The organism is Faecalicatena contorta, from assembly GCF_003149105.1.
GTDB classification, from domain to species: Bacteria; Bacillota; Clostridia; order Lachnospirales; family Lachnospiraceae; genus Muricomes; species Muricomes contortus_C.
Window position 1 is genome coordinate 93,817 of sequence record NZ_QGDS01000011.1, and the last position, 21,379, is coordinate 115,195.

The window sequence follows — 21,379 nt, forward strand, 5'->3', positions numbered from 1 at the left end:
TATCCTGTACATCATTGATTAGGAATATATTTTTCTGTATTCATTTGGCTTCAGCCCTGTTACCTTTTTAAAGTTCTTAGTAAAGTATTTTACATCACTATATCCAACGGCTTCACATACAGATGATACATTCATATTCGTTTCTCTCAGCAGCTCTCTTGCATGGCTCATCCTTAAATCTGTCAGATATTCCAGAAATGTCACTCCGGTTTCTTTTTTAAAAAGCGAACTGAAATACGCAGAATTAAAGCCAACAAAATTACTAACAATTTCCAATGTCAAACTACGATTGTAATTTTCTTCAATATAGTATTTTGCATCACGTATCGGCTTGTTATCAAGCATCTTTTTATCCTGCACTGCCCGGCGCATGGATCCCAGAATCTTCCTTACCAGAAAAGAGAAAATTTCATTAACATTTCCGATATTATCAATATTTTTACAGCATTCCTCAAAAAAACTATCCGCATCGCTGATCTTAATGTTATTTTTCTGCATTGTAAAAAGATATAGATTTAAAGCTTCTTTACACATCTGCATAATTTCATGCCCTGTGGCATCCTCTTTACCCACAAGAACTGTTTTTAAATATTCAAATGCCGCTTTAATTTGTGTCTCATTCAGATTTTCCAGCGCCGCACTTAGTTTTTTATTAAACTCATAAAAAACCTGGCTTTCTGCCATAACATTAAGCGAAATTTCGCGGCCTTCAATCATACGGTTTATACCAATTAAAATTCTCTGTTCAGTTGCCCATATTGCAGTTTTTAATGATAAATAAATTTCTTCTAACTTTTCTTTCTTTACTCCCAGACCAAATGTTATCTGGAAATTTTCAAATATCTCTTTTTGAAGAAGAATATCATTCAGCAGATTTTGCAGACCTCTTCTGATTTCTTTATATTGCAGCGGTTCATAATTTAAAATTAAAGTACAATAGTTATCATCAAAAAACTTTTCACATTCGAAACATATTTCTCTGATATGTCTGTCAATTCCTTGTGCAAATTTATCCTGAATATATGTACTGCTTTTTTTAGTACTTTCATCCAAACCGTCAATTTTTATGACAATTGCCTGAAAACTGCCTTCTTTAAAATTAAAATAATATTCTTTGTTTATTTTTTCCAACGTCAGCTCATCTTTTGTACGGCCTTTTTTATAAAGAACCTCCATAAAAAATGTTGTTCTTACCTTTTCCCGATTACTTTGGATTGTAATTCTATTTCGCTCTTCCTGAGTTAAGCGGTTGCATTTTGAAAGGTATTCCTTTTTTATATTTTTTAAAACATCACATAGTTCTTTCTTTTTGATTGGCTTAAGCAGATAATCTTTTACCCCATATTGAATTGCTTGTTTTGCATAATCAAACTGTTGATAGCCGCTGATAATTACAAAAGCTATGTCATCTGATATTTCCTGTGCCCGTTTAATCAGCTCCAGCCCGTTATATCCCGGCATCCGTATATCCGAAATTACAATATCAGGCTTAATCTTCTGTATTGCTTCCAATGCCTCTACACCGTCATGCACTATAGCCGATACATTCATATCCAGTTCTTCCCAATTAATCAATTTACAAATCAGCTGACAAACTTTCTCCTCATCATCTGCAATTATTACTTTAATCAAACCGAACCTCCATTTACCCAGTAATTCTTATTTTGTAAAAAATACTGTAATAACCTCCCTGTTTCAGACAAATTAGATTTTCCTGCTTTTCCAGTTCTTCAATTATTCCTTTTCTTGACGGCAGAGAACTCCATGGTTCCAGGCACACATATGGTGCGTCCGTATTCGGCATATGCCAAATTCCAAGAAAGTCCATCTTCTGGTTTTCTATTTCTAAAGCATTCTTCCCTTTATCCGACCTCAGACAAATTCTTCTCGGTGCATTCCTTAAGATAATAGCGTCATCCCTAAACATATCATGATGCAGATTTATTTTGTCCTGCTGATCAAATTCAAATTTCTTGTACTTTCCCAACACAAAACAATCATCTGACATTTCTACTCTTTCCATATTTTTAGGGTTTTTAAACTGAATATAGTAATCTTCAAACTTCAGCCCCTTTTCAAAGGGTACATTAAATCCCGGATGTCCACCGACTCCAAAAAACATCTTTTTGCTGTCTTTATTTCTCACACTGTAATGCACTTCCAACTGATTTTGGGTAAGCTTGTACGTAATGCGAACGTCAAATTTATATGGATACTGCTGAAATGTCTTATTGTTACTCTTAAGTGAAAATACTATTTTGCTCTTATCCATATATCTCAGAGACAATTCTGAATCCTTCAAAAAACCATGAATCCCCATTTTATATACTTTACCATTTAGCATATATTGTCCTTGTGTAAGCCTGGCAATATACGGGAACAGGTTTGGCGCTCTGTCTTCCCAGTATTCTGTATTTCCCTGCCATAGATATTCCGTATCATCCTTGTCTTTGAGCGACCAGAGCTCTCCTCCTGCCGAATTTATCTTTATACATAATATATCGTTTTCTAATGAATATACCATATAATCCTCTTCCTTTTCCGCTTTTTATAACTATGGGTTCAATTATAACAAATACATATCATATAAACCAGTTCTTTACTTAAATTACTAATTATAACCTTGATTTCGTATAAGTTTGCTTTCTATAAATTATAATCTTTTGCCATAACAGCAGAGTAAGGATACCTTCTTTTTTCATAAAATGCTGATACTTAATCTAAAAATAAATACTCTGCTTCTTCGGGAATGATAGGGACCTTTGAAGAAAAAAACAGCTGCTATACCTATAAGGCCAGCAACCGTTTTTCATTTTTGATTCTGGAAACTTTTTCTATGACATCTGTATCATAACTTTCCCTTTTCTGCGGTACTCTTCTTTCGTCAATGCGTCTTTAATCATTTGAAGGGGTACCACATCTGCGACAATACAGTCCACCCGGATTTGCCCTGACGCCAGCACCTGTATGGCCCGTTCAAACGTATATGGATTAATAAAGGAAGACAGAAGCCGCAGTTCCTTCCTGAAAATATCATCCGGCTTCATTGCAAAGCTATCCCCCGATAAGTTCACCCCAAAGTACATAACCGCTGCCCCCTTTCCGGCAAGGCGGATTGCCTCCTTCTGAGTATGTATATTACCAACACATTCAATCACCACGTTCACATTTCGACAGTTTGAGGCAAGCACTGCCTCTACATCCTCCTCAAGCGGATTGACTGTTAAATCTGCTCCCAGCTCCTCAGCCATCATTCTTTTTTCCTTCACCGGCTCCGAGAGAATGACCGTGGAAGCGCCTGCATTCTTTGCAAGCTGGAGCATGATAATACCAATTGGACCGCCGCCCAAGACAAGTACCGTGTCCCCCAGCTTAATGTTACATAAGTCGATTCCGTGAATGCAGCAAGAAACTGGTTCTGCCATTGCGGCTTCGATATAAGTCAATTGATCCGGCACTTTATAAACCTGCTTCTCTCGTGCAATGACATATTCCGCAAAGCCGCCGTCAACAGTTGTTCCGATTCCGGTGGTATTTGTGCAGAAATGCTGCATACCATTCTTACAGTAGTAACATTCACCGCACATATCATTGGGATCCACACTAACCTTGTCTCCCACCTTTATATCTTTAACCTGGCTCCCCACTTCTGCCACGACACCTGAAAACTCATGTCCCGGTATCAAGGGCGGATTTACCTCAAAGGCCCCGTCACTCCCATTATATATATGGATATCCGTTCCGCAGACTCCGCAATACTTTACTTTGACTCTAACCTCATTGTCTTTCAGTTCCCTATTGGGAACTTCTTCTACCTTCAAGTTCTGTGGTCCGTAATATACCGCTGCTTTCATATATTTCCCTTCCTTTCCGCACACCGCGTATCCAATTACTATTCTAAATTTGCATGTCTCTCAAACATCGTATCAGACGTTTCATCCATACGGTTCATCAGCTCCAAAATGATACCATCATATGTCAGAAAGCTAATCTGCTCAAAGGCCGAACCCATAGGCTGTATAGACTTAATCCCCGCCATCTGATTATTTACTTTTGGTGATACCCCCGGCAATACAACACATACATCAGATAGCTTTCCGATAGTGGATTCTGGATCCATTGTAATCAATGCTACTTTTACCTGACTTTTCTTAGCTTTCTCAGACAATGATATTAAACTGTCTGTTTCTCCCGAGCCTGAACCAATAATAAGCAAATCCCCCTCTCCTGTATGAGGATTCGTAATATCCCCTACTATGCTCACAGAACATCCCAAGTGCATCAGGCGGTTGGCAAAACCTTTTATCGCAACCCCTGACCGCCCGGCTCCTGCAACAAATATATGCCTTGCCTGAATAATTGCCTCTACAAGTTCTGAAAGCTGCCTATCCTCCAAATATTGTGCATTATTATGTAGTTCTTGAATGATTTTACCCGTATATCCCTTTACACTCATTTCCGGTTTCCTCCTTTCATTTTCTCTATAATACTCCTTGCCTCCAGGCTGGGATTCTCCGCTTTTACCACACTTCCTCCTGCGATAACAACATCTGGTTTATACGGGAGATATTGTTCTATCGTGGTACTCCCAATTCCACCAGCCACTGCAATTTGACAAGACTTCACATACTTCCTCATCTCAATCAAATCGTCCAGAGGTGTCCGCCCCGCTGTTTGCTGGTCTACTCCGGTATGTACAGCAATTATGTCAGCTCCTGCTTCTTCAACTTCGGATATACGTTTTTCAAAATCGTCCACGCATATCATATCTGCCACTATCTTTTTCTTATACTCCCCTGCTGTTTTAACGCAATCTTTTATCGTTAAAATGTCTGTAACTCCAAGCACCGTTACATAGTCTGCCCCTGCCTCAAAGCATAGTTTTGCCTCATAACCGCCGGCATCCATAATTTTCGCATCACAGAGCACCTCGCATTGGGGATACATCTCCTTTAGCGTTCTCACAGCCTCCAGCCCATATACCATCATGAAAGGCGTACCCACTTCAATGATGTCGACCTGCCCCTCTAATTTCTCCAGCAACCCAACTGCCTCTTCCATTGTTATATCATCCAATGCCAATTGAAATTTCATAGCTTCCCCTTTCTTGCCGCCTCATGCAACTTATCCCAATTATATACTTGGTTTTTTTTGGTGTCAATTATTTTTTTGCGATTTATTTGCCCTTATGTTGCGATTAGTTTGGATTTTATCTCCTGCTATTGACTTTTGAGCTTGTTATGCTAGACTAAATACATAAAATTTAAAGGAGAATACCGTGAAAAAGACATTAACTGCAGAGCGGAGAAATAAACTTGCACAGATTTTATTGACATCTGGAAGTGTTAGAGTGGGAGAACTGGCAGAATTATTTCACGTATCTACCGAAACAATAAGAAAAGATATTATATACTTGGATAAAGAAGGAATTGCGAAAAAAAGCCACGGCGGCGCCATGGCTGCCATGGATACAATAGAGCGCCCTGTCTCAGTAAAAGAATTTGAAAATACAGAAAAGAAGGCAAAAATTGCTGCCAAGGCTCTGGATCTTATTCCTGCTAACGGAACAATTCTTTTAGATACCGGGAGCACTATCTACGCGTTAGCAAAGCTGCTCACTCTGAAAAGAGGATTGACTATATTTACAAATTCATTAAATACTGCAATTCTGCTCACAGAAAGTGACAACAAAATATATACTTTTGGAGGCTCCGTCCGTAAAAGCAGCTATGGCATAGTTGGTCACTGGGCCGATGACGAGCTAAGTAGTATATCATTAAATATAGCTTTTCTGGGCACAGACGGTTTTCAAAACAGTACTGGTCCCTGCAGTACATCCTTCTCTGAAGCAGATTTTAAAAAGAGATGTGTTGAGCGAAGCAGGCAAACAGCCATTTTAACTGACAGCTCCAAATTTAGTATTAATAGCATCTATAAGATTGCTGATTGGGATGATATTGATTACTTAGTGACTGACACGGATGCGCCTAAGAATATCAGGGACATTATCGGGAATAACACAGAAATATTATATAGTGAATAATGTCTGCCTTAGAAAAAATCTCCTGACACGCGGTACAACATACCGCCTGCCGGAGATTTTTGTTTTACTTAAAATGTGTTTTACCCAAGCTGACCAGGAAGTACCTTCTTTTCTTTAGGTGGAAACTGCTTATCAAATTCCTCAACTTCTGCATCATCCACGAAATATCCTTCCGGATCTTTGTAGGTTCCCACTACTCCATCAAGAAATCCTTCATCAAGCTCCTTTACCATAAAGAATGGTGCGTCTTCCTCTCGCGGCACATCCGAATAATACACACCTTTGGATTTGCCGCTGACAAAGCCAAACCTTTTATAATACTCAGGGTTTCCAGTAATAGCCACTGCACCGCAGCCCATCTCTTTAGCTTTCTGAAGAGAATGCTTGATGATAATGCTCCCATATCCCTTTCCCTGATAATCCGGAAGTACACTGACAGGTCCAAATATCATAATAGGAATCATTCTTCCATCATCAGTAAAAATGGAAGCTTTGCTGTACATGATATGGGCAATTATCTTATCTTCTATCTCAAGACAGAAATCCAGCTCTGGTACGAACTCCTCTCTGTCCCTGTAGGTATGCAGCACATAATGCTCACTACATCCCGGCCTGTAAGTATTCCAGAATGCTTCTCTGGTAAGGTTCTCTACTTCTCTGTAATCTTTCTTTTCCTCTAAACGTAATATATAATTATTGTTCACTTTCTCTTCCCCCATAATTTGATTGATGATTTCTCAATCGGGAGGCTCTCACCCGTTAAATTCAGACCTCCCGGCCCGTTACAATCTCCAGTGATTTTTTCATATGGCATTTACCTCATAATGTTTATTGCGATGTTTTCGTGATACTCACACCATAGTCTTGTATGGCTAAATTTCCATAAATTTACCATTGCCCTTGAATCTCATTAAAATGTATGCTATATTAATAGCAGAAAAGGGAAAGCCAAAAGCGGCCTACCCCAAACAACAATAACTGTTATCTATAAACAGCCGTCACTATTGCAGTAGTGGCGGCTATTTTCGTTTGCCCTTAAATATCTGATAACACAGACCAATAAGAGCAACAATGAGTATACAAAACTGAATCATATCAGTATATGTAACCATCGGCATCCCCTCCTTTCTTTCATCTGGAGGGGGAATCCCTCCGATAGAAGAGGATAAGCCGCCCTGCTTTGGTTTCCCTTGAAGCAAGTATAACATACAGTAGTTTTACTTACAATATACTTTATACTTGAGTTTCCGCAGTTTTATCCACAAATCCTTGCTAGAAGCGCTCTTTATATTACGTTACTTATAATGTCGCTTTTCCATCGCTTCCCAGGACATTTTTGATTTTATGCGACACCAAAGCCTTTACATTTGCTCTTCCTGCCTTCAGGTACTCTCTTGGATCGAATGCTTCCGGATTATCATGTAATACTTGTCGTACTCCGGCAGTCATTGCCAGCCGTAAATCCGAGTCAATATTAATCTTGCAAACAGCTGAGCGTGCCGCCTGACGAAGCATATCTTCCGGAATACCAATGGCATCTTTCAACTGGCCACCATTTTCCTGAATAATTTTAACATACTCTTGCGATACGCTGGATGCCCCATGCAATACAATCGGAAAATTGGGAATACGTTTTGTAATCTCATCCAAAATATCAAACCTCAACTGCGGTTTTTGGCCGGGCTTAAACTTGAATGCACCATGGCTTGTTCCGATAGCGATTGCCAGCGAATCCACTCCAGTACGGCTCACAAACTCTTCTACTTCTCCAGGCTGTGTGTATTTTGCATCTTCTGCTGATACATTTACATCATCTTCCACGCCTGCTAACTGCCCCAATTCAGCTTCTACCACAACACCCTTGGCATGGGCATACTCTACTACTTGCTTTGTAATTGCAATATTCTCTTTAAAGCTATGATGTGATGCGTCAATCATTACTGAGGTAAAGCCGCCGTCGATGCAAGACTTACAAGTTTCAAAATCCGGCCCGTGATCCAAGTGAAGTGCAATAGGTATATCATTTTCCATCAATGCTGCCTCTACCAGCTTTACCAGATAAGAATGCTTTGCATATGACCTGGCCCCTTTAGACACCTGCAGGATTAATGGCGATTTCAACTCGCCTGCCGCTTCAGTAATTCCCTGCACAATTTCCATATTATTTACATTAAACGCACCAATTGCATACCCACCTTCATACGCCTTTTTAAACATTTCTGTTGTTGTAACTAATGCCATTTGCTCCTCCTTCTTAATACAAAATCATTTGTTTTGGAATTCCATTCACATACTCTTGCTCTACTTCACCTTGTATCAGGGGTTTCAAGTAAGTAAGCATTTTGGGGGTAACATCATTTCCTTCTTCATTAATATAATCTGTTGGTACTTTCTTTTCAGCATTGGCAACATTGCAGACCGGCACAGCCTGATATTCTACGATATACGGATTATCCTGCTTTCTGATAATCGAAGCCATTACACCGTTATGACCTTCTAACGCATACCGGCATGCATTTTCGCCTAATGTTCTTGACTCACCAATGTCAGTCTCACTAGCGATATGTCCGGCGCATCTCTGCATCAGGTTGAGTTCAATAGAACGTACTTTGCAGCCAATCTGGTTTCTCACCGCATCTTCCAATACTTTCGCAGAACCGGCAATATAGGCATGTCCAAAAGCATCCACAACACCGCTTTGGTCCTGTAAACATTGCAGTCTCTCTCAAGTTCTGAAAAAGTAGTCCCAATATACTTTGCTGCCGAGCCGAAACCGGGGCAATGGTCCGCCCCTACCAAATCATTATCGATGGTTTTCGGGGCTCCTACTATAGTTATTCCGGAAATATTATTTATAGCACAGTACTGGGACAATTTATCTACCGTATCCATCGAATCATTTCCGCCGATATAGATAAAGCAGTTAATATCATATTTGCGAAATACTTCAATGATTTTTTCAAATTGTTCTTTATCTTTTCTCAGATCTTTGAGTTTTAGTCTGCAGGAACCAAGCGCTGCCGCCGGGGTATGACTCAAAAGCCCTAAGTCATAATCACTTGTTATTTTATCTCTTAAATCAACAAAAGTCTCGTCCAGTACACCCTGTACCCCATTTTGCGCCCCATATATTTTATCAACATCACTACTTTCTAAGGCAGCCGAGACTACTCCTGCCACGGTTGCATTAATTGCTGCCGTTGGACCTCCCGATTGTGCAACTAATATATTTTTCATATTTTGCCCTTTCTACTCATCGCTTAACATGCTAACTCTTTTTATATGCCTTTCATCGTTAGAAAACGGTGTTTCTAAGAAAGTATCAACAATTTTTAATGCCAGACCCTCGCCAATTACTCTGGTACCAAGTGCCAGGATGTTTGCATTATTATGAAGCCGTGTTGCTTCTGCACTGAAACAGTCTGAACATAGTGCTGCTCTGATTCCCTTATATCTGTTTGCCATGATTGATATGCCAATTCCGGTTCCGCAGATAATAATACCCCGTTCACATTCTTTACTGAGAATTGCCTCTGCAACCTTTTTCCCATAAATCGGGTAATCCGTTGACATTTCCTCATATGTTCCAAAATCTAAATACGCAATCTTCTTCCTTTCCAGATGTTTCATTATTGCTTTCTTTAATTGAAAACCCCCATGGTCACTTCCAATTGCAATCATAAATATCTCCTATTCCTTGGTGATAATTGTTTATAAAGTTTTCTAGGCACTATAATTATACACTTCAGAAAACCATTCAAAAATGTAGGCCTGCTCATCATTCTCAAGAAAGATTCTATTGTATTCTTTGTTTCGATTGTATTCCCCATCAATCTTCTCTCTTATATAAGAATTAACAGAAGGAATAATTTCTTCCACTTTATCTACTGTGTAGACATTCTCAACATTAGCTGTTTGAACTCCCGGAAACTTTTTTAAGCTCTCTTTACCACACTGGTCCTTCTTGATATTTAACACTGTAACAACAATCATTGTATTCCCTCCTGTTTCTGCTACTACTATAGTTTTTCCGATATTCTGGTCACTTTATAATTTAACTAAGAAATGCCCTTTCCTGGTTCACCATGGAAAAGGCATTTCAATGTTTCAATAGTATGATTATTTCTCGATTGTTCCAAAGCCAATCTCCTCAAAGTAGGTCTTTCTGACGATTGACTTCATGTCTGTTTTATCCCGTTCAGCCATAATCCGATACAGTTTTTGATGTGCTTCCAAAAATTCTTCTTCTTTTCCTGTCTCCAATATACGCTTAACGGTCTCATAGCGGATTGCGTGAGTTAATACCCGAACTACCTTGTTAATCTTATCTACCAATGGGTTATTACCTATATTTGAGATAGCGATATGAAACTCGTTATCCGCTTCAAATACATTCTGGACATTACCTGCACCCCTGGAAATCTCTTCCCGCATCTTTTCCAATAGCACAGCCAGATGCTCCAGATCTTCCTGAGTATATTTCTCCATTGCAACCTGCATAACTCCCACTTCCATCATCTCTCTTAATTCCATAAGATCCTTATAAGAATCTGAAGTGTCTAAAATAATTCCGTATATCATAGGATCAATCATTGATTCCCTAAATCCTTCACAGACAAAAGTTCCTTCTGCTCTCCGGATTTCCAGAATCCCCAGATATACCAATATCTTAATCGCTTCACGGACAGAATTGCGGCCTACGCCAAAGCTTTCTGCTAATTCAATTTCTGTGGGAAGTTTATCGCCCGGCCGTAATTTTCTCTGCAGCATTGCCTCTGTCAGACTATTAATCACTAATTGTACAACCGATTCACTATTTACTTTTTTAAAATAACTTTCACCACTATTTTGCATTTCCTTCTACCCCTCATCTGTATGTCCTAATGTCCTACATAGTATCATAACATTGCATTGTTAATTTGTAAACAATTTTTCAGATGAGGGGGAGGTTTTCCAGGCGGCTCATGGCATGACCGCCCAGAATCTTTTTTAGGAAGAAATCATCCTAAATATCAATATTTTGAATATAATTAATCCATATGTGAACCACCGTTAATATCAATTTCTTCTCCTGTTATATAGGAAGCTTCCTTAGATGCTAAGAATACAATTGTATCAGCAACCTCCTGGGTCTGTCCCGGCCGTCCCATTGGAATTTGGCTTATCACCTGGTCAGCCTCTTCTTTCGGCAGTGACTTCCATATCTCTGTATCAATCAATCCCGGACAAACACTATTAATAGTGATTCCCTCGGCTGAAATTTCCCTTGAAAGATTCTTGGAAAATGCCAAAACTGCAGCTTTAGAGGCAGAGTAATGTGCCCCACCGAACACTCCACCGCCACGTTTACCTGATACTGAAGAAAGATTTACAATTCTTCCGTATTTTGCTTCACGCATCGGCTTCATACAAGCCTGAGTACATAAGAACAGTCCATACATATTGACTTCAAAAATTTTTCTGATGTCCGCAAGAGTCATATCCTCCACGGTTACTTTTTGGGAGATTCCTGCATTATTTATCAGCACATCCAGCCTTCCATAAGCATCCATTACTTCTTTAACCATGTTTTGCACTGATTCTTCTGACGTAACATTTACCACTACGCCCATGGCTTCGCCGCCTTCACTCTTTATCTCATTAACAGTATCCTGTATTCCTGCCTCATTAATATCAGCAATTACTACTGCTGCCTTCTGTTTTGCAAATGTCTTGGCAATAGTTTTTCCAATTCCTTTTGGAGAACCGCTCCCAGTTACAATCACTACCTGTCCGTCAAAATCAAACATCTTTGTTAACCTCTCATTCTATTTTAATAATTCTTCCGCCGTCTTTACTATATTTTCCACCGTAATTCCATTCATCTCCAACAGCCTCTCGTATGGTGCTGACTGGCCAAACTGATCTTGAACACCAATTCGCTTTACAGTTGTATTTCCCTGTTCTGCCGCCACTTCACTGACTGCACTTCCCAGGCCATTCATGATGTTATGGTCTTCTACTGTAATAATCTTACCGTTATCGGTCACGCACTCCATAACAGCATCTACATCCAGCGGTTTAATCGTATGCATATCAAACAACTTCACTGAAACGCCTTTTTTCTCCAATTCTTCTGCGGCTTTTAAAGCAATGGATACAGTGTCACCATTGGCGATAATTGACACGTCTTTCCCATCCTTTAACTTTAATGCCTTGCCTATCTCAAACTCTGTATTTTCATCATAAATTACCGGGATTGCATCTCTGGTAAAACGCAAATACACGGGACCATCATATTCTGCCGCCGCTGCCACCAGTTTTTTTGCAGCATAGTAGTCTGCCGGCATCAGCACTGTCATATTAGGAATGGTTCTGAGCACTCCCATGTCTTCTATACTCTGATGGCTGGCTCCATCATTAGCCGGTGTCACACCCCCATGTGAACATGCTATCTTTACACTCAAATCAGGGTAGCAAATCTCCTGACGAATCATCTCGCACATACGCAGTGACCCAAACACTGCATAAGTTACTACAAATGGGATCTTTCCGCAGGTGGCAAGCCCCGCAGCTACACCTGCTGCATTTTGCTCCGCAATCCCGACGTTAAGGTATTGTTCCGGCAATGCTTCTCTAAAACCTACTGTTTTGCATGATTTTCCGATGTCGGCATCAACCACATATATATTTTTATTCTCTTTTCCTAACTTTACAATCTCTTCGCCAAATCCATCTCTGGTTGCTTTCTTTGTTTTGCTCATCTCATACCTCCACTAACACATCTCAAGCTGCTCATCCAGTTCTTTAATTGCCATTTCGTACTCTTCTTTATTCGGTGCTACACCATGCCAGCAGCATTCATTCTCCATATAAGAAACTCCGTTTCCTTTTACTGTATTAGCGAAAATACATTTCGGTTTTCCGTTCCTGGTCATCTTGATGCGTTCCAGAGTATCTACAATTTCCTGCATATCGTGCCCATTGATTTCATATGTATCAAATCCAAAGGCTTCAAACTTTTTCCCTAAATGGATATTTGGCATTACTTCATCTGTGATTCCGTCAATCTGTAAGTTATTGTTATCAACAAACACAATCAAGTTGTCCAGTTGATATTTGTGCGCTGTTTGAGCCGCTTCCCATATTTCACCTTCCTGGCACTCACCGTCGCCAACCACAACAAATACGCGGTAATCTTTATTATCCCTTTTCGCTGCGATTCCCATTCCAACACCGCAGGCCAGCCCCTGACCCAGAGAACCTGTAGAAATATCAATGCCGGGGCATTTCTTCATATCCGGATGCCCTTGGAGCATAGACCCTTCCTGCCTCAATGTATCCAATGCTTTCTCATCAAAGTATCCTCTTGCTGCCAGTGCTGCATACTGAATCGGGCATACATGGCCTTTTGATAACACAAATCTGTCCCTGTCTTCCCAATTTGGATTCTGTGGGTCAATATCCATTTCTCTAAAATAGAGTGCCGTTACAAAATCTGCTGCTGAAAGCGAACCGCCGGGATGTCCTGACTGTGCTTTATATACCATGGTAATTACTTTTTTCTTCAAATCAATACACTGCCTTTTGAGTGACTGCACACTTACGTTCTTCATCTTTTTTCCTTTCTTAAATAAACAATAGCGAAATCTTAGGTATATAGGTCACTATGAGCAATACGATTATTGCTGCCAATATTAAAGAGATTACCGCTTTTGAAATCTGCTTTAGGTTGACATTTCCACCCCCGCACGCTACATAGAGATTCACTCCAACCGGCGGTGTAAATAACCCGATTGCGAGATTTACAATCATAACAACACCGAGGTGTATCAAATCAACACCCAGTGCCTGTGCCACCGGCACGAACAATGGTGTAAATATATATAAAGCTGATGTGGAATCTAAAAAGCAGCCGGCAATCAAGAGAATAATATTCACAATAATAAAGAATACAATAACACTCCCTCCAGTCATTGATTCCAGTCCGGAGCTGATTGCCACATCCAGTCTTGCCCTTGTCAACACATAAGCAAACAAGCTGGCTGCCGCTGTAATAAACATAACTGTTGCTGTGGTAGAAGCCGTGTCTATTAATATCTGATAAAATTCCTTAATATGTATTTGTTTATATATGAAAATTCCAACAAATAAACCATAAATTACTGATACCGCTGCCGCTTCAGTTGGTGTAAAGATACCACCGTAAATACCTCCCAGAATGATAACCGGCATTAACAGTCCCCAAAAAGCATCTTTAAAAGCTTTCCATCGTTCTGCACCGGAAGCCTTGGAGTTTGCCTTTAAATTCATCTTTCTTCCGATTATTAATGCTACGATTAATAATGCCGCTCCCATGATTAACCCGGGAACCAGACCTGACAGAAAAAGTTGTCCGATAGATGCATCTGCAATTGAGCCATATACCACGAAGGTAATAGATGGAGGAATGATAACCCCGATTGCCCCTGCCGCTGCCATCAATGCTGCTGAAAAGGCCGGTGTATAACCTGACTTAATCATTGCCGGTACTACAATAACACCAAGTGCGGCTACTGTTGCCGGTCCTGAACCAGAGATTGCCGCAAAAAAGCAGGATACTATAACGCATACCATTGCTAATCCGCCTCTGATATGCCCTACACAAGATTCTGCAAGAGCAATCAGTTTTCCTGAAATTCCTGCCTTTTCCATAATATTGCCGGCAAAAATAAAGAATGGAATTGCCAGCAATACAAATTTACTTGTGGATGATGAGACAATCATCGGCAGGCTGCTCATAACCGTATCAAGAGGTCTTCCTGCCCCCTGCATAAGCATTGCTATAACACTGGAAGCACCAAGGCATACCGCAATCGGTGCACCAATAAACAATAGAACTGCAAATACCAAAAATAACACCGCTGCTATCATGACTTAGCCACCTCCTCATCATTTTTCTCCGGGGTATTCTTAACTTCAGCAATTAAGACCTGCATAAACCGCGCCGTTGCAAAAAATGCACCAAAGGGAACAAAAGAACCAAATATCCATTCCGGCCACTGCATTCCGGCCGTTACCTGCCCTAACAATACCTGATTCATCACCATCTTAATCCCATAGAAAAATATGGCTGCACAAAACACTGTTGCTATAGAAAATCCAATAACGTTAAGCACTTTTCTTGCCTTGAATCCGACTGCATCTGTAATAATACTCAAACCTAAATGTGCGCCTCTTTTTGCTGCAATTGCTGTCCCAAGTAAACTCAGAAGTACAAACAGATAAGTTGTAATTTCCTCGGAAAAAGAAAATGATGCACTAAATACATATCTGGATACTACATTTGCAAAAGTTAAAACCGTCATAACAATTAGGCAGATTGATGATAATATTTCTTCAATTTTATCTAAAAACCTCATACTCTCATATTCTCCTTCTACTTTATCTGGAAAGCTTGTCTGGCTTCTTCACCATACTTATCAATAAATTTCTGACGAGTCTCTTTCATGACTTCTTCAAATGCCTCCATCTCCTCATCTGTCAATGTGGTCACTTTCATTCCTGCCTCCTCAAATTTTTGAACCAACTCTTTTTCTTCTTTTTCCAGAGTATCCCGTCCCCATTCACATGCTTCAGCTGCCTTCTCCTGTAAAAGTTCCTGGGTCTTTGGTTCCAGAGAATCCCAAATCTTAGTATTTGCTACAAATAAATTGTTCTCATAAGAATAATTCCACAGGGTCATGTAATCTTGTATTTCACTCATTTTTGATGAATCTGTAATGACTACACCATTTTCCTGTCCATCAATAGTTCCCTGCTGAATTGCAGTAAACACTTCACTCCAGCTCATTGCTACCGGATCAGCTTTCAAAGTTCTAAAGAATCCCATAAACACTTCGCTCCCGGGCACGCGGATTTTTAATCCTGCAACATCTTCTGGAGTTCTGACTTCTCTCTTGCTATTTGTAAGTTGGCGGAAACCGTTGTGATATGATCCTAAAAAAGTAATTCCTTTTGCTGCCAAACGCTCTGCATAATAATCACCGCCGGTTTCATCAATGATTTTTCTGGCCTCTGTATAATCAGCAAATATCCACGGAACAGTAGCCGCTGCCAGCTGCTCATCAATAACTGACATCGTACTGGTTGCATAGGATGCAAGGTCAACAGCTCCACCTGCAATCATCTCGATCCCTTTCGAGGCATTTCCTCCTGCCAACTGGTCATTGGGATAAACTTCAATCGTAACCTCCCCTCCTGAAGCTTTCTCTACCAGTTCGGCGAATTTGTTTGCAACCCTTGTGTCCATTTGAATGTCCGTTCCGTTTACAGCCATTACTAAATCAATCTTCTGATACTCACTATCACCGGATGATGTTGTACCTGCTTCACTCCCACATCCACCAGAACATAACCCTAATAGTAATGTAAGTGATAATAATACAGCCCACTTCTTTGCTTTCATAGGTTCCTCCCTTTTCCTTTTTGTTTTCACTTCTTTGTAGGTTCATCCTAACATCCTACGTTTAGGTTGTCAATCTGTTTTTGCATATTCTATAATACTCACAGATTTAACCTTTTCTTTTTGTAGCTTATGCACAATAGGAATTTTATTTTGCCCTAACAAAAAGGACACTACCCATTGTTTGGGAAATGTCCTTAAGGTATACTTCTTGAACTACTTTATTATATTTAAAAAATTATCCCGCACACGGGGAAGTCACTCCATATGCATCCATACTATTTTGTGCCGGATCTTTCATGCACAGATGCACGGACGATTTCTTAAATGTCAATGGCAATGCCAGAATATTCGGATTTTCTCCTACAATTTTCTTCTTTGCATCTGCCAGTGCCTCTTCAAATGTAGCACGTGTTTTCAATCCCATACTCCTTGCATATCCGGGCTGTTCTGCTCCTACAATATAAATCGCGCTGGTATTCATTTCTGCAATGTGCGCGCAGGACATCATGGAAAATCCATGGAACGGATGGAATGCATTGGTAAACCGGTACTTTCTTATATACTCTTCATTTGTTGCGAAATATTCGCCCAGGCGGTTCATATCAGGCAGAGTATCCATATGATCTTTTTGGAACAGTTCATATGCCTCCCTTAAATATGGCCATAACTCATCGTGAAAATAGCCATTGCATGCAGAAGAGCAGATAATGACACAACGGTCACTTATAATGCGTTTAAACCTTAATATCTGGGCACTTAAAGCCTGCATCATCATGATTGGGTTGGTTCCCATTCCATCCCCATAATGGAATTTCTGGGGCATACCAAATACCAAAACATCATATTTCTTTTCCGCCCAATGCACATAAGTTCTTTTATCTGCGACTTTCCAGCTTATGGGCATCATCTCCTTTGCATACCCCGAAAAAATTCCGATCTGTCTGGAATTTGTATCAAGTACGGCATCACAGCAGAAAAATGGATGTCCCATTTTTTCTTCCATGTGCATACTGATTTCATCAAATTTGTTCCGCATCAGGCTTCCTGCATTTACCGGTGTAAAGTCCTTGCGGTGCATAACGGACGGAACGTGATGGCTGGCAATGCTGCGCCAGTTTGTAATTCCCGTAGCGCTATGCTTATAGCCGCCGGAATAGCCTCCATATGGATTTCCCTGTACATGCCCAATCAAAATCGGGATATCACTTTCAAACACATAACGGCTTATCCATACCGGGTCACCTCTTCTGGTATACCCTAAGTCCACCATATTTTCTTCATCTTCGCTGTCATGACTGATAATCTGTCCTGTATGCCAGAATTCACCGAATAACTCCTCACCAAATATGGCTTTTGCATCACTTTCCTTGCTGCGGGCATGCAGTCCATTGGAAATGATAAACATGATATCATTCTTTTCCACACCTGCTGCATACAATTCCTTCAGCATACACTTAATGCTGACTTTTCTATGACTGGTAGGCTGCTCCCCGCCTTTTACACGGTCCGGAACAATAAAGGTAACTTTGCTCCCCTTCCGTGCCAGCTCGGTAAGCGTCGGCATGCCAATTGGGTTTGCCAGGCTGTTAAGATAGGCTGCCTCCAGCTTATCTTCCGGTATGTAATCCGGATCTTTTACTGTCTCTCCCTGTATAAAAATGTCTGTATTGTCCGGCAGCTCTGCTTCCATAGTACCATGTCCATATTCAAATTCTAGTTTCATAGTGCCCTCCTATTTTTCTAAATATTGTTCCAGAATTTCCACATATTCTTCCGGATAAAAACCAATATCTCCCTGAAATCTTGTCAATGCAATCAGCCCGCCGTCAATCTCCGGTATGGAAGCCAGCATCTGCGCATTCTCTTTTTTTAATCCGCCGCCGTATACTACCTTCATATCTCCGGTAATACTTTTTATATATCTGGCTATTTTTATAATATATTCTTTATCAGCCGGTACTTTCCCTGGTCCGATAGACCAGATTGGTTCATAGGCAATTACAATCTTTTCTTTATTAACACCTTCCAAACCAATACTTAACTGTTTTTCCAATACTTCCTGCCAGTGGTCCTGCTCTTCACTTTTTTCGCCTATACAATATAAAACCTCCAGGCCCTGGGCAACTGCATTTTTTATTTCTTTATTCAGCAAACGGTTCACTGCATCTACATCTTCCGTATCCGCTTCATCCATTATTATTTTAAAACGGCTGCGCTCCTCACAGTGTCCTATCAAAACGGAATCACAGCCCAGTGCCTTAATTGCTGCCGCCGGACACGCTGCCGTAAATGCGCCAAAGTTTCCTCCTGGTTTCACATCTTCACTATAGACGCTCTGGCAGCCTATTTTAGGCGCTTTCATATCTCCTCTGGTTTCCATAGCACTGGCCAGATGCATCTCGGGAAAGAAAAAAGTGAACTCCGCTTCCTTATCATATTTCCTAATCTTATTTTGAACCTCATCTATGATGTAAGCCGCCCATTCATGAATTGGAGCAATATCATTCACTCCGCCTTTTTCCCTTGGCACGTCGAATCGTTTTAGATTCACATAAATATGTTTCATCTCTCTATTTCCCTTCTTTGTATCTTGTTAAATCTATATATTCCTTCAGCGGTTCTCCGATTAATGGACGGCACCATTCCACAAAAGCCCCGTTTATGTCATTTCCCCGGCTGCTGATATATTCTTCGGGGAGTGTTTTCTCATACATCATCACTTTTTCAATGGGAATATCTATGATACGTATCTTATAGGTTCCATCCGGGGTCTCCTCACGCTCAAAGCCTGCCATTACCCCCGTCTTACCTTCCAATGCAAATTTAAGTGCCGTTTCTCCGGCTAAACAGGCTTCTTCCCTGTCTACGGCTGACTGCCAGGCAATGGATGCTCTTCCTGCCAGTCCCGGCTTTTCACTTCTGGCTTTGATACCCAGCTTTTTGGTCACCAGATTCGCCAGATGAGAACTGACATCGCCATAATAAACTGCCCGTTCCGTCTTAAAGATCGGTTCGACGATTGGTTCTCCCTGCTCATTTTTCAGACCCTCACTTACCACGACCACCACGCCGCCCAGTTTCTCATAAAGCTGTTTTACATCCGCTAAAAATTCTTCTTCACAAAATGCCCGTTCAGGAGGATATATCAGATGTGGCGCATCATCAGTCTTTCTTCGCGCCAAGGCTGATGCAGCCGTAATCCAGCCTGAATTTCTCCCCAGAGCTTCCACAACGCACACATGGATTGGAAGGGATTTCACATCTTCGGCAATTTCTTTTACAGTTGCCGCAATATATCTTGCCGCACTGCCATAGCCTGGTGTGTGGTCAGTAACTGCAAGGTCATTATCGATAGTCTTGGGAATTCCCACTACTTTTATTTTCGTATAACCTGCTTCTTCACAAACTTTGTACAGATTTCCGCAGGCATCCATGGTTCCGTTCCCACCATTCGGAAGCAGGTAACATATATTATACTTTTTAATGACTTCTGCCATCTTATGATAAGCCTCATCTGTAATCGGATATCGGGAAGATCCAATGGCAGAACCTGGAGTACCAGGAAGGAGTTCAATCTCCTCTTCAGTCAGCTCCGACAGATTCACCAGCCGTTCTTTTAAAATTCCTTCCATTCCGCCGAATGCACCGTAGACTGCTCCGATTTCAGGATGTTTTCTGGCTTCTCTTATCACTCCATATAGAGAGGCATTCATAACCGCTGTCGGCCCTCCGCCATGAACCACCAACACATTATTTTTCATTTTCTTTATAAAACTCCTTCATCTCTTCTAAACTTCTGCAATCCACCAGATGCGCTTTTCCAAAAGAGCCAAATTGAATAATCAGTGCGCCGGCTGCCTCTTTAACACCTCTTTCCATTGCATTGATTAGTGTCCTTACGTCCTCATTGGGTATATTCCCGTACATCACAGTATCCATGACAGGTGTTAAAAACGCTCTGGGATCAAACACATTTTTATTCATTTCCATCAATCGGTATATTTCGCCCACATACTCACTATTCTTTAAAGCCTCATTAGCATGGAACAATTCTCTGAAGTTTCTGGTCACTGCTAAGCGAATATCTGTATCCACGTTTATTTTATTGATTCCACACTGAATTGCCTCCTGCAGTTCCGGCATGGAAATCCCATAAGCATCTTTTATGTCCCCGCCCAGACTATTTATTTCTTCCACAATGTAGCCTGGTACTGTAGAAGAGCCATGTGAAACCAATCCGCCTTTTATACCTTCATGCTGCATGCATTCTTTGATTGCAAGCGGAATTTGTTTTCTCAATTTTACATTCTTCCCTTTAGATGCACCGTGCATAGTTCCATAGGATATGGCCAATGCATCCACCTGAGTCTTCCGGAAGAAATCAATTGCTTTCATAGGATTCGTGTAAGTAGAGTTTTCTGAGGAAACATGGTCTTCCACACCAGCTAATACTCCCAGTTCTCCTTCTACACTCACTCCCCGTGCATGTGCATATTTTACGACTTCTCTTGTCAATTCAACGTTTTCATTGTATTCCAAAGAAGAACCGTCAATCATGACCGAAGTATATCCACCGTCAATTGCTGCTTTGCAAGATTCGAAATCTCTTCCATGATCCAAATGAAGCACTACCGGAACACTTGCCTGCTCTCCATATTTTCTCACTGCGTCGGCAATCAATTTTGCCCCACGCTTCTTATCCTCTAAAGTTGCCTTTGTAAAATCTTTACAGCCGCCCATAAACCCATTGGCAAGATCTGCGCCCTGTAAAACTGCAGGTGAATGAAATATCTCATGAATCTCAATAACTGCTTTGGCCTGAGCCACGGCATTTACATTAAATGCCCCCTGGCCATAACAATATTTATTCGAAGCTTCTATGATTGGAGCTAATGAAATCATTCCCATAA

Annotated in this window: 22 protein-coding genes and 1 pseudogene; 1 reads left to right on the plus strand and 22 read right to left on the minus strand. The window is 40.7% G+C overall.

Going from position 1 to position 21,379, the window contains the following annotated elements; all coding sequences use genetic code 11:
• Positions 1–18: 18 nt before the first annotated feature.
• From A8805_RS16105 to hxlA, 5 genes are all read right to left on the minus strand, one after another.
• The gene (locus A8805_RS16105) at positions 19–1,632 is read right to left on the minus strand and encodes a response regulator transcription factor (protein ID WP_242992441.1); all 1,614 of its coding nucleotides are present in this window, start codon (positions 1,630–1,632) and stop codon (positions 19–21) included.
• A 13-nt stretch (positions 1,633–1,645) separates the two neighbouring features.
• Complete coding sequence (locus A8805_RS16110; protein ID WP_109713007.1) at positions 1,646–2,524, minus strand: aldose 1-epimerase family protein; 879 nt, start codon at positions 2,522–2,524, stop codon at positions 1,646–1,648.
• A 310-nt stretch (positions 2,525–2,834) separates the two neighbouring features.
• Positions 2,835–3,854 (minus strand): zinc-dependent alcohol dehydrogenase family protein, encoded by a 1,020-nt coding sequence (locus tag A8805_RS16115; protein ID WP_109713009.1) that lies wholly within the window; start codon positions 3,852–3,854, stop codon positions 2,835–2,837.
• A 38-nt stretch (positions 3,855–3,892) separates the two neighbouring features.
• The gene (hxlB, locus tag A8805_RS16120; RefSeq protein ID WP_109713010.1) at positions 3,893–4,456 is read right to left on the minus strand and encodes a 6-phospho-3-hexuloisomerase; all 564 of its coding nucleotides are present in this window, start codon (positions 4,454–4,456) and stop codon (positions 3,893–3,895) included.
• Positions 4,453–5,094, minus strand: a complete 642-nt coding sequence (gene hxlA, locus A8805_RS16125) for a 3-hexulose-6-phosphate synthase (RefSeq protein ID WP_109713012.1) — start codon at positions 5,092–5,094, stop codon at positions 4,453–4,455. The genes hxlB and hxlA overlap by 4 nt, the downstream gene beginning before the upstream one ends.
• Positions 5,095–5,278: 184 nt before the next feature.
• Here hxlA and A8805_RS16130 point away from each other — a divergent pair, with 184 nt between their 5' ends.
• Positions 5,279–6,043: a DeoR/GlpR family DNA-binding transcription regulator gene (locus tag A8805_RS16130; protein WP_109713014.1), complete on the plus strand. Its 765-nt coding sequence runs from the start codon at positions 5,279–5,281 to the stop codon at positions 6,041–6,043.
• An 80-nt stretch (positions 6,044–6,123) separates the two neighbouring features.
• Here A8805_RS16130 and A8805_RS16135 read toward each other — a convergent pair whose 3' ends face one another.
• From A8805_RS16135 to A8805_RS16210, 17 genes and pseudogenes are all read right to left on the minus strand, one after another.
• Positions 6,124–6,747, minus strand: coding sequence for a GNAT family N-acetyltransferase (locus A8805_RS16135; protein ID WP_109713112.1), 624 nt, complete (start codon positions 6,745–6,747; stop codon positions 6,124–6,126).
• 315 nt (positions 6,748–7,062) lie between these two features.
• Positions 7,063–7,251, minus strand: a complete 189-nt coding sequence (locus tag A8805_RS23025) for a putative holin-like toxin (protein ID WP_334294052.1) — start codon at positions 7,249–7,251, stop codon at positions 7,063–7,065.
• Positions 7,252–7,342: 91 nt separating this feature from the next.
• Positions 7,343–8,284: a class II fructose-1,6-bisphosphate aldolase gene (fba, locus tag A8805_RS16140; protein WP_109713016.1), complete on the minus strand. Its 942-nt coding sequence runs from the start codon at positions 8,282–8,284 to the stop codon at positions 7,343–7,345.
• Between the two features lie 13 nt (positions 8,285–8,297).
• A pseudogene (locus A8805_RS23030) lies at positions 8,298–9,280 on the minus strand (6-phosphofructokinase).
• A gap of 12 nt (positions 9,281–9,292) precedes the next feature.
• The gene (gene rpiB, locus A8805_RS16150; RefSeq protein WP_109713018.1) at positions 9,293–9,724 is read right to left on the minus strand and encodes a ribose 5-phosphate isomerase B; all 432 of its coding nucleotides are present in this window, start codon (positions 9,722–9,724) and stop codon (positions 9,293–9,295) included.
• A 42-nt stretch (positions 9,725–9,766) separates the two neighbouring features.
• Positions 9,767–10,036 carry a hypothetical protein gene (locus A8805_RS16155; protein WP_109713020.1) on the minus strand — a complete coding sequence of 90 codons (270 nt, stop codon included), beginning with the start codon at positions 10,034–10,036 and terminating at the stop codon, positions 9,767–9,769.
• Between the two features lie 126 nt (positions 10,037–10,162).
• A complete protein-coding gene (locus tag A8805_RS16160; RefSeq protein WP_109713022.1) occupies positions 10,163–10,897 on the minus strand; it encodes a FadR/GntR family transcriptional regulator in 735 nt (244 codons plus the stop codon).
• Positions 10,898–11,073: 176 nt separating this feature from the next.
• Complete coding sequence (locus tag A8805_RS16165) at positions 11,074–11,832, minus strand: SDR family NAD(P)-dependent oxidoreductase (protein ID WP_109713024.1); 759 nt, start codon at positions 11,830–11,832, stop codon at positions 11,074–11,076.
• Positions 11,833–11,850: 18 nt separating this feature from the next.
• The gene (locus A8805_RS16170; protein ID WP_109713026.1) at positions 11,851–12,786 is read right to left on the minus strand and encodes a transketolase family protein; all 936 of its coding nucleotides are present in this window, start codon (positions 12,784–12,786) and stop codon (positions 11,851–11,853) included.
• A 12-nt stretch (positions 12,787–12,798) separates the two neighbouring features.
• On the minus strand, positions 12,799–13,638 hold the full coding sequence (locus A8805_RS16175; RefSeq protein WP_109713028.1) for a transketolase: 840 nt from the start codon (positions 13,636–13,638) through the stop codon (positions 12,799–12,801).
• Positions 13,639–13,651: 13 nt separating this feature from the next.
• Positions 13,652–14,935: a TRAP transporter large permease gene (locus A8805_RS16180; protein ID WP_109713030.1), complete on the minus strand. Its 1,284-nt coding sequence runs from the start codon at positions 14,933–14,935 to the stop codon at positions 13,652–13,654.
• Positions 14,932–15,423, minus strand: a complete 492-nt coding sequence (locus A8805_RS16185) for a TRAP transporter small permease (RefSeq protein ID WP_109713032.1) — start codon at positions 15,421–15,423, stop codon at positions 14,932–14,934. Before A8805_RS16185 ends, A8805_RS16180 begins: the two co-directional genes overlap by 4 nt.
• Positions 15,424–15,440: 17 nt before the next feature.
• Positions 15,441–16,469 (minus strand): DctP family TRAP transporter solute-binding subunit, encoded by a 1,029-nt coding sequence (locus A8805_RS16190; protein ID WP_109713034.1) that lies wholly within the window; start codon positions 16,467–16,469, stop codon positions 15,441–15,443.
• A 235-nt stretch (positions 16,470–16,704) separates the two neighbouring features.
• Positions 16,705–18,192 (minus strand): lactate racemase domain-containing protein, encoded by a 1,488-nt coding sequence (locus A8805_RS16195; RefSeq protein ID WP_109713036.1) that lies wholly within the window; start codon positions 18,190–18,192, stop codon positions 16,705–16,707.
• A gap of 9 nt (positions 18,193–18,201) precedes the next feature.
• A complete protein-coding gene (locus A8805_RS16200; RefSeq protein ID WP_109713038.1) occupies positions 18,202–19,035 on the minus strand; it encodes a triose-phosphate isomerase in 834 nt (277 codons plus the stop codon).
• Positions 19,036–19,039: 4 nt separating this feature from the next.
• A complete protein-coding gene (locus tag A8805_RS16205; RefSeq protein WP_109713040.1) occupies positions 19,040–20,230 on the minus strand; it encodes a diphosphate--fructose-6-phosphate 1-phosphotransferase in 1,191 nt (396 codons plus the stop codon).
• Entirely contained in the window at positions 20,220–21,377 is a 1,158-nt protein-coding gene (locus A8805_RS16210) for a class II fructose-bisphosphate aldolase (RefSeq protein WP_109713042.1), read from the minus strand. Before A8805_RS16210 ends, A8805_RS16205 begins: the two co-directional genes overlap by 11 nt.
• Positions 21,378–21,379: the final 2 nt, after the last annotated feature.

Coding starts and splice junctions, on each gene's coding strand:
- A8805_RS16110 (WP_109713007.1), bottom strand. CDS start 2,524: ATGGTATATTCATTAGAAAACGATATATTATGTATAAAGATAAATTCG.
- A8805_RS16115 (WP_109713009.1), bottom strand. CDS start 3,854: ATGAAAGCAGCGGTATATTACGGACCACAGAACTTGAAGGTAGAAGAA.
- hxlB (WP_109713010.1), bottom strand. CDS start 4,456: ATGAGTGTAAAGGGATATACGGGTAAAATCATTCAAGAACTACATAAT.
- hxlA (WP_109713012.1), bottom strand. CDS start 5,094: ATGAAATTTCAATTGGCATTGGATGATATAACAATGGAAGAGGCAGTT.
- A8805_RS23025 (WP_334294052.1), bottom strand. CDS start 7,251: ATGTTATACTTGCTTCAAGGGAAACCAAAGCAGGGCGGCTTATCCTCT.
- fba (WP_109713016.1), bottom strand. CDS start 8,284: ATGGCATTAGTTACAACAACAGAAATGTTTAAAAAGGCGTATGAAGGT.
- rpiB (WP_109713018.1), bottom strand. CDS start 9,724: ATGATTGCAATTGGAAGTGACCATGGGGGTTTTCAATTAAAGAAAGCA.
- A8805_RS16155 (WP_109713020.1), bottom strand. CDS start 10,036: ATGATTGTTGTTACAGTGTTAAATATCAAGAAGGACCAGTGTGGTAAA.
- A8805_RS16160 (WP_109713022.1), bottom strand. CDS start 10,897: ATGCAAAATAGTGGTGAAAGTTATTTTAAAAAAGTAAATAGTGAATCG.
- A8805_RS16165 (WP_109713024.1), bottom strand. CDS start 11,832: ATGTTTGATTTTGACGGACAGGTAGTGATTGTAACTGGGAGCGGTTCT.
- A8805_RS16170 (WP_109713026.1), bottom strand. CDS start 12,786: ATGAGCAAAACAAAGAAAGCAACCAGAGATGGATTTGGCGAAGAGATT.
- A8805_RS16175 (WP_109713028.1), bottom strand. CDS start 13,638: ATGAAGAACGTAAGTGTGCAGTCACTCAAAAGGCAGTGTATTGATTTG.
- A8805_RS16180 (WP_109713030.1), bottom strand. CDS start 14,935: ATGATAGCAGCGGTGTTATTTTTGGTATTTGCAGTTCTATTGTTTATT.
- A8805_RS16185 (WP_109713032.1), bottom strand. CDS start 15,423: ATGAGGTTTTTAGATAAAATTGAAGAAATATTATCATCAATCTGCCTA.
- A8805_RS16190 (WP_109713034.1), bottom strand. CDS start 16,469: ATGAAAGCAAAGAAGTGGGCTGTATTATTATCACTTACATTACTATTA.
- A8805_RS16195 (WP_109713036.1), bottom strand. CDS start 18,192: ATGAAACTAGAATTTGAATATGGACATGGTACTATGGAAGCAGAGCTG.
- A8805_RS16200 (WP_109713038.1), bottom strand. CDS start 19,035: ATGAAACATATTTATGTGAATCTAAAACGATTCGACGTGCCAAGGGAA.
- A8805_RS16205 (WP_109713040.1), bottom strand. CDS start 20,230: ATGAAAAATAATGTGTTGGTGGTTCATGGCGGAGGGCCGACAGCGGTT.
- A8805_RS16210 (WP_109713042.1), bottom strand. CDS start 21,377: ATGGGAATGATTTCATTAGCTCCAATCATAGAAGCTTCGAATAAATAT.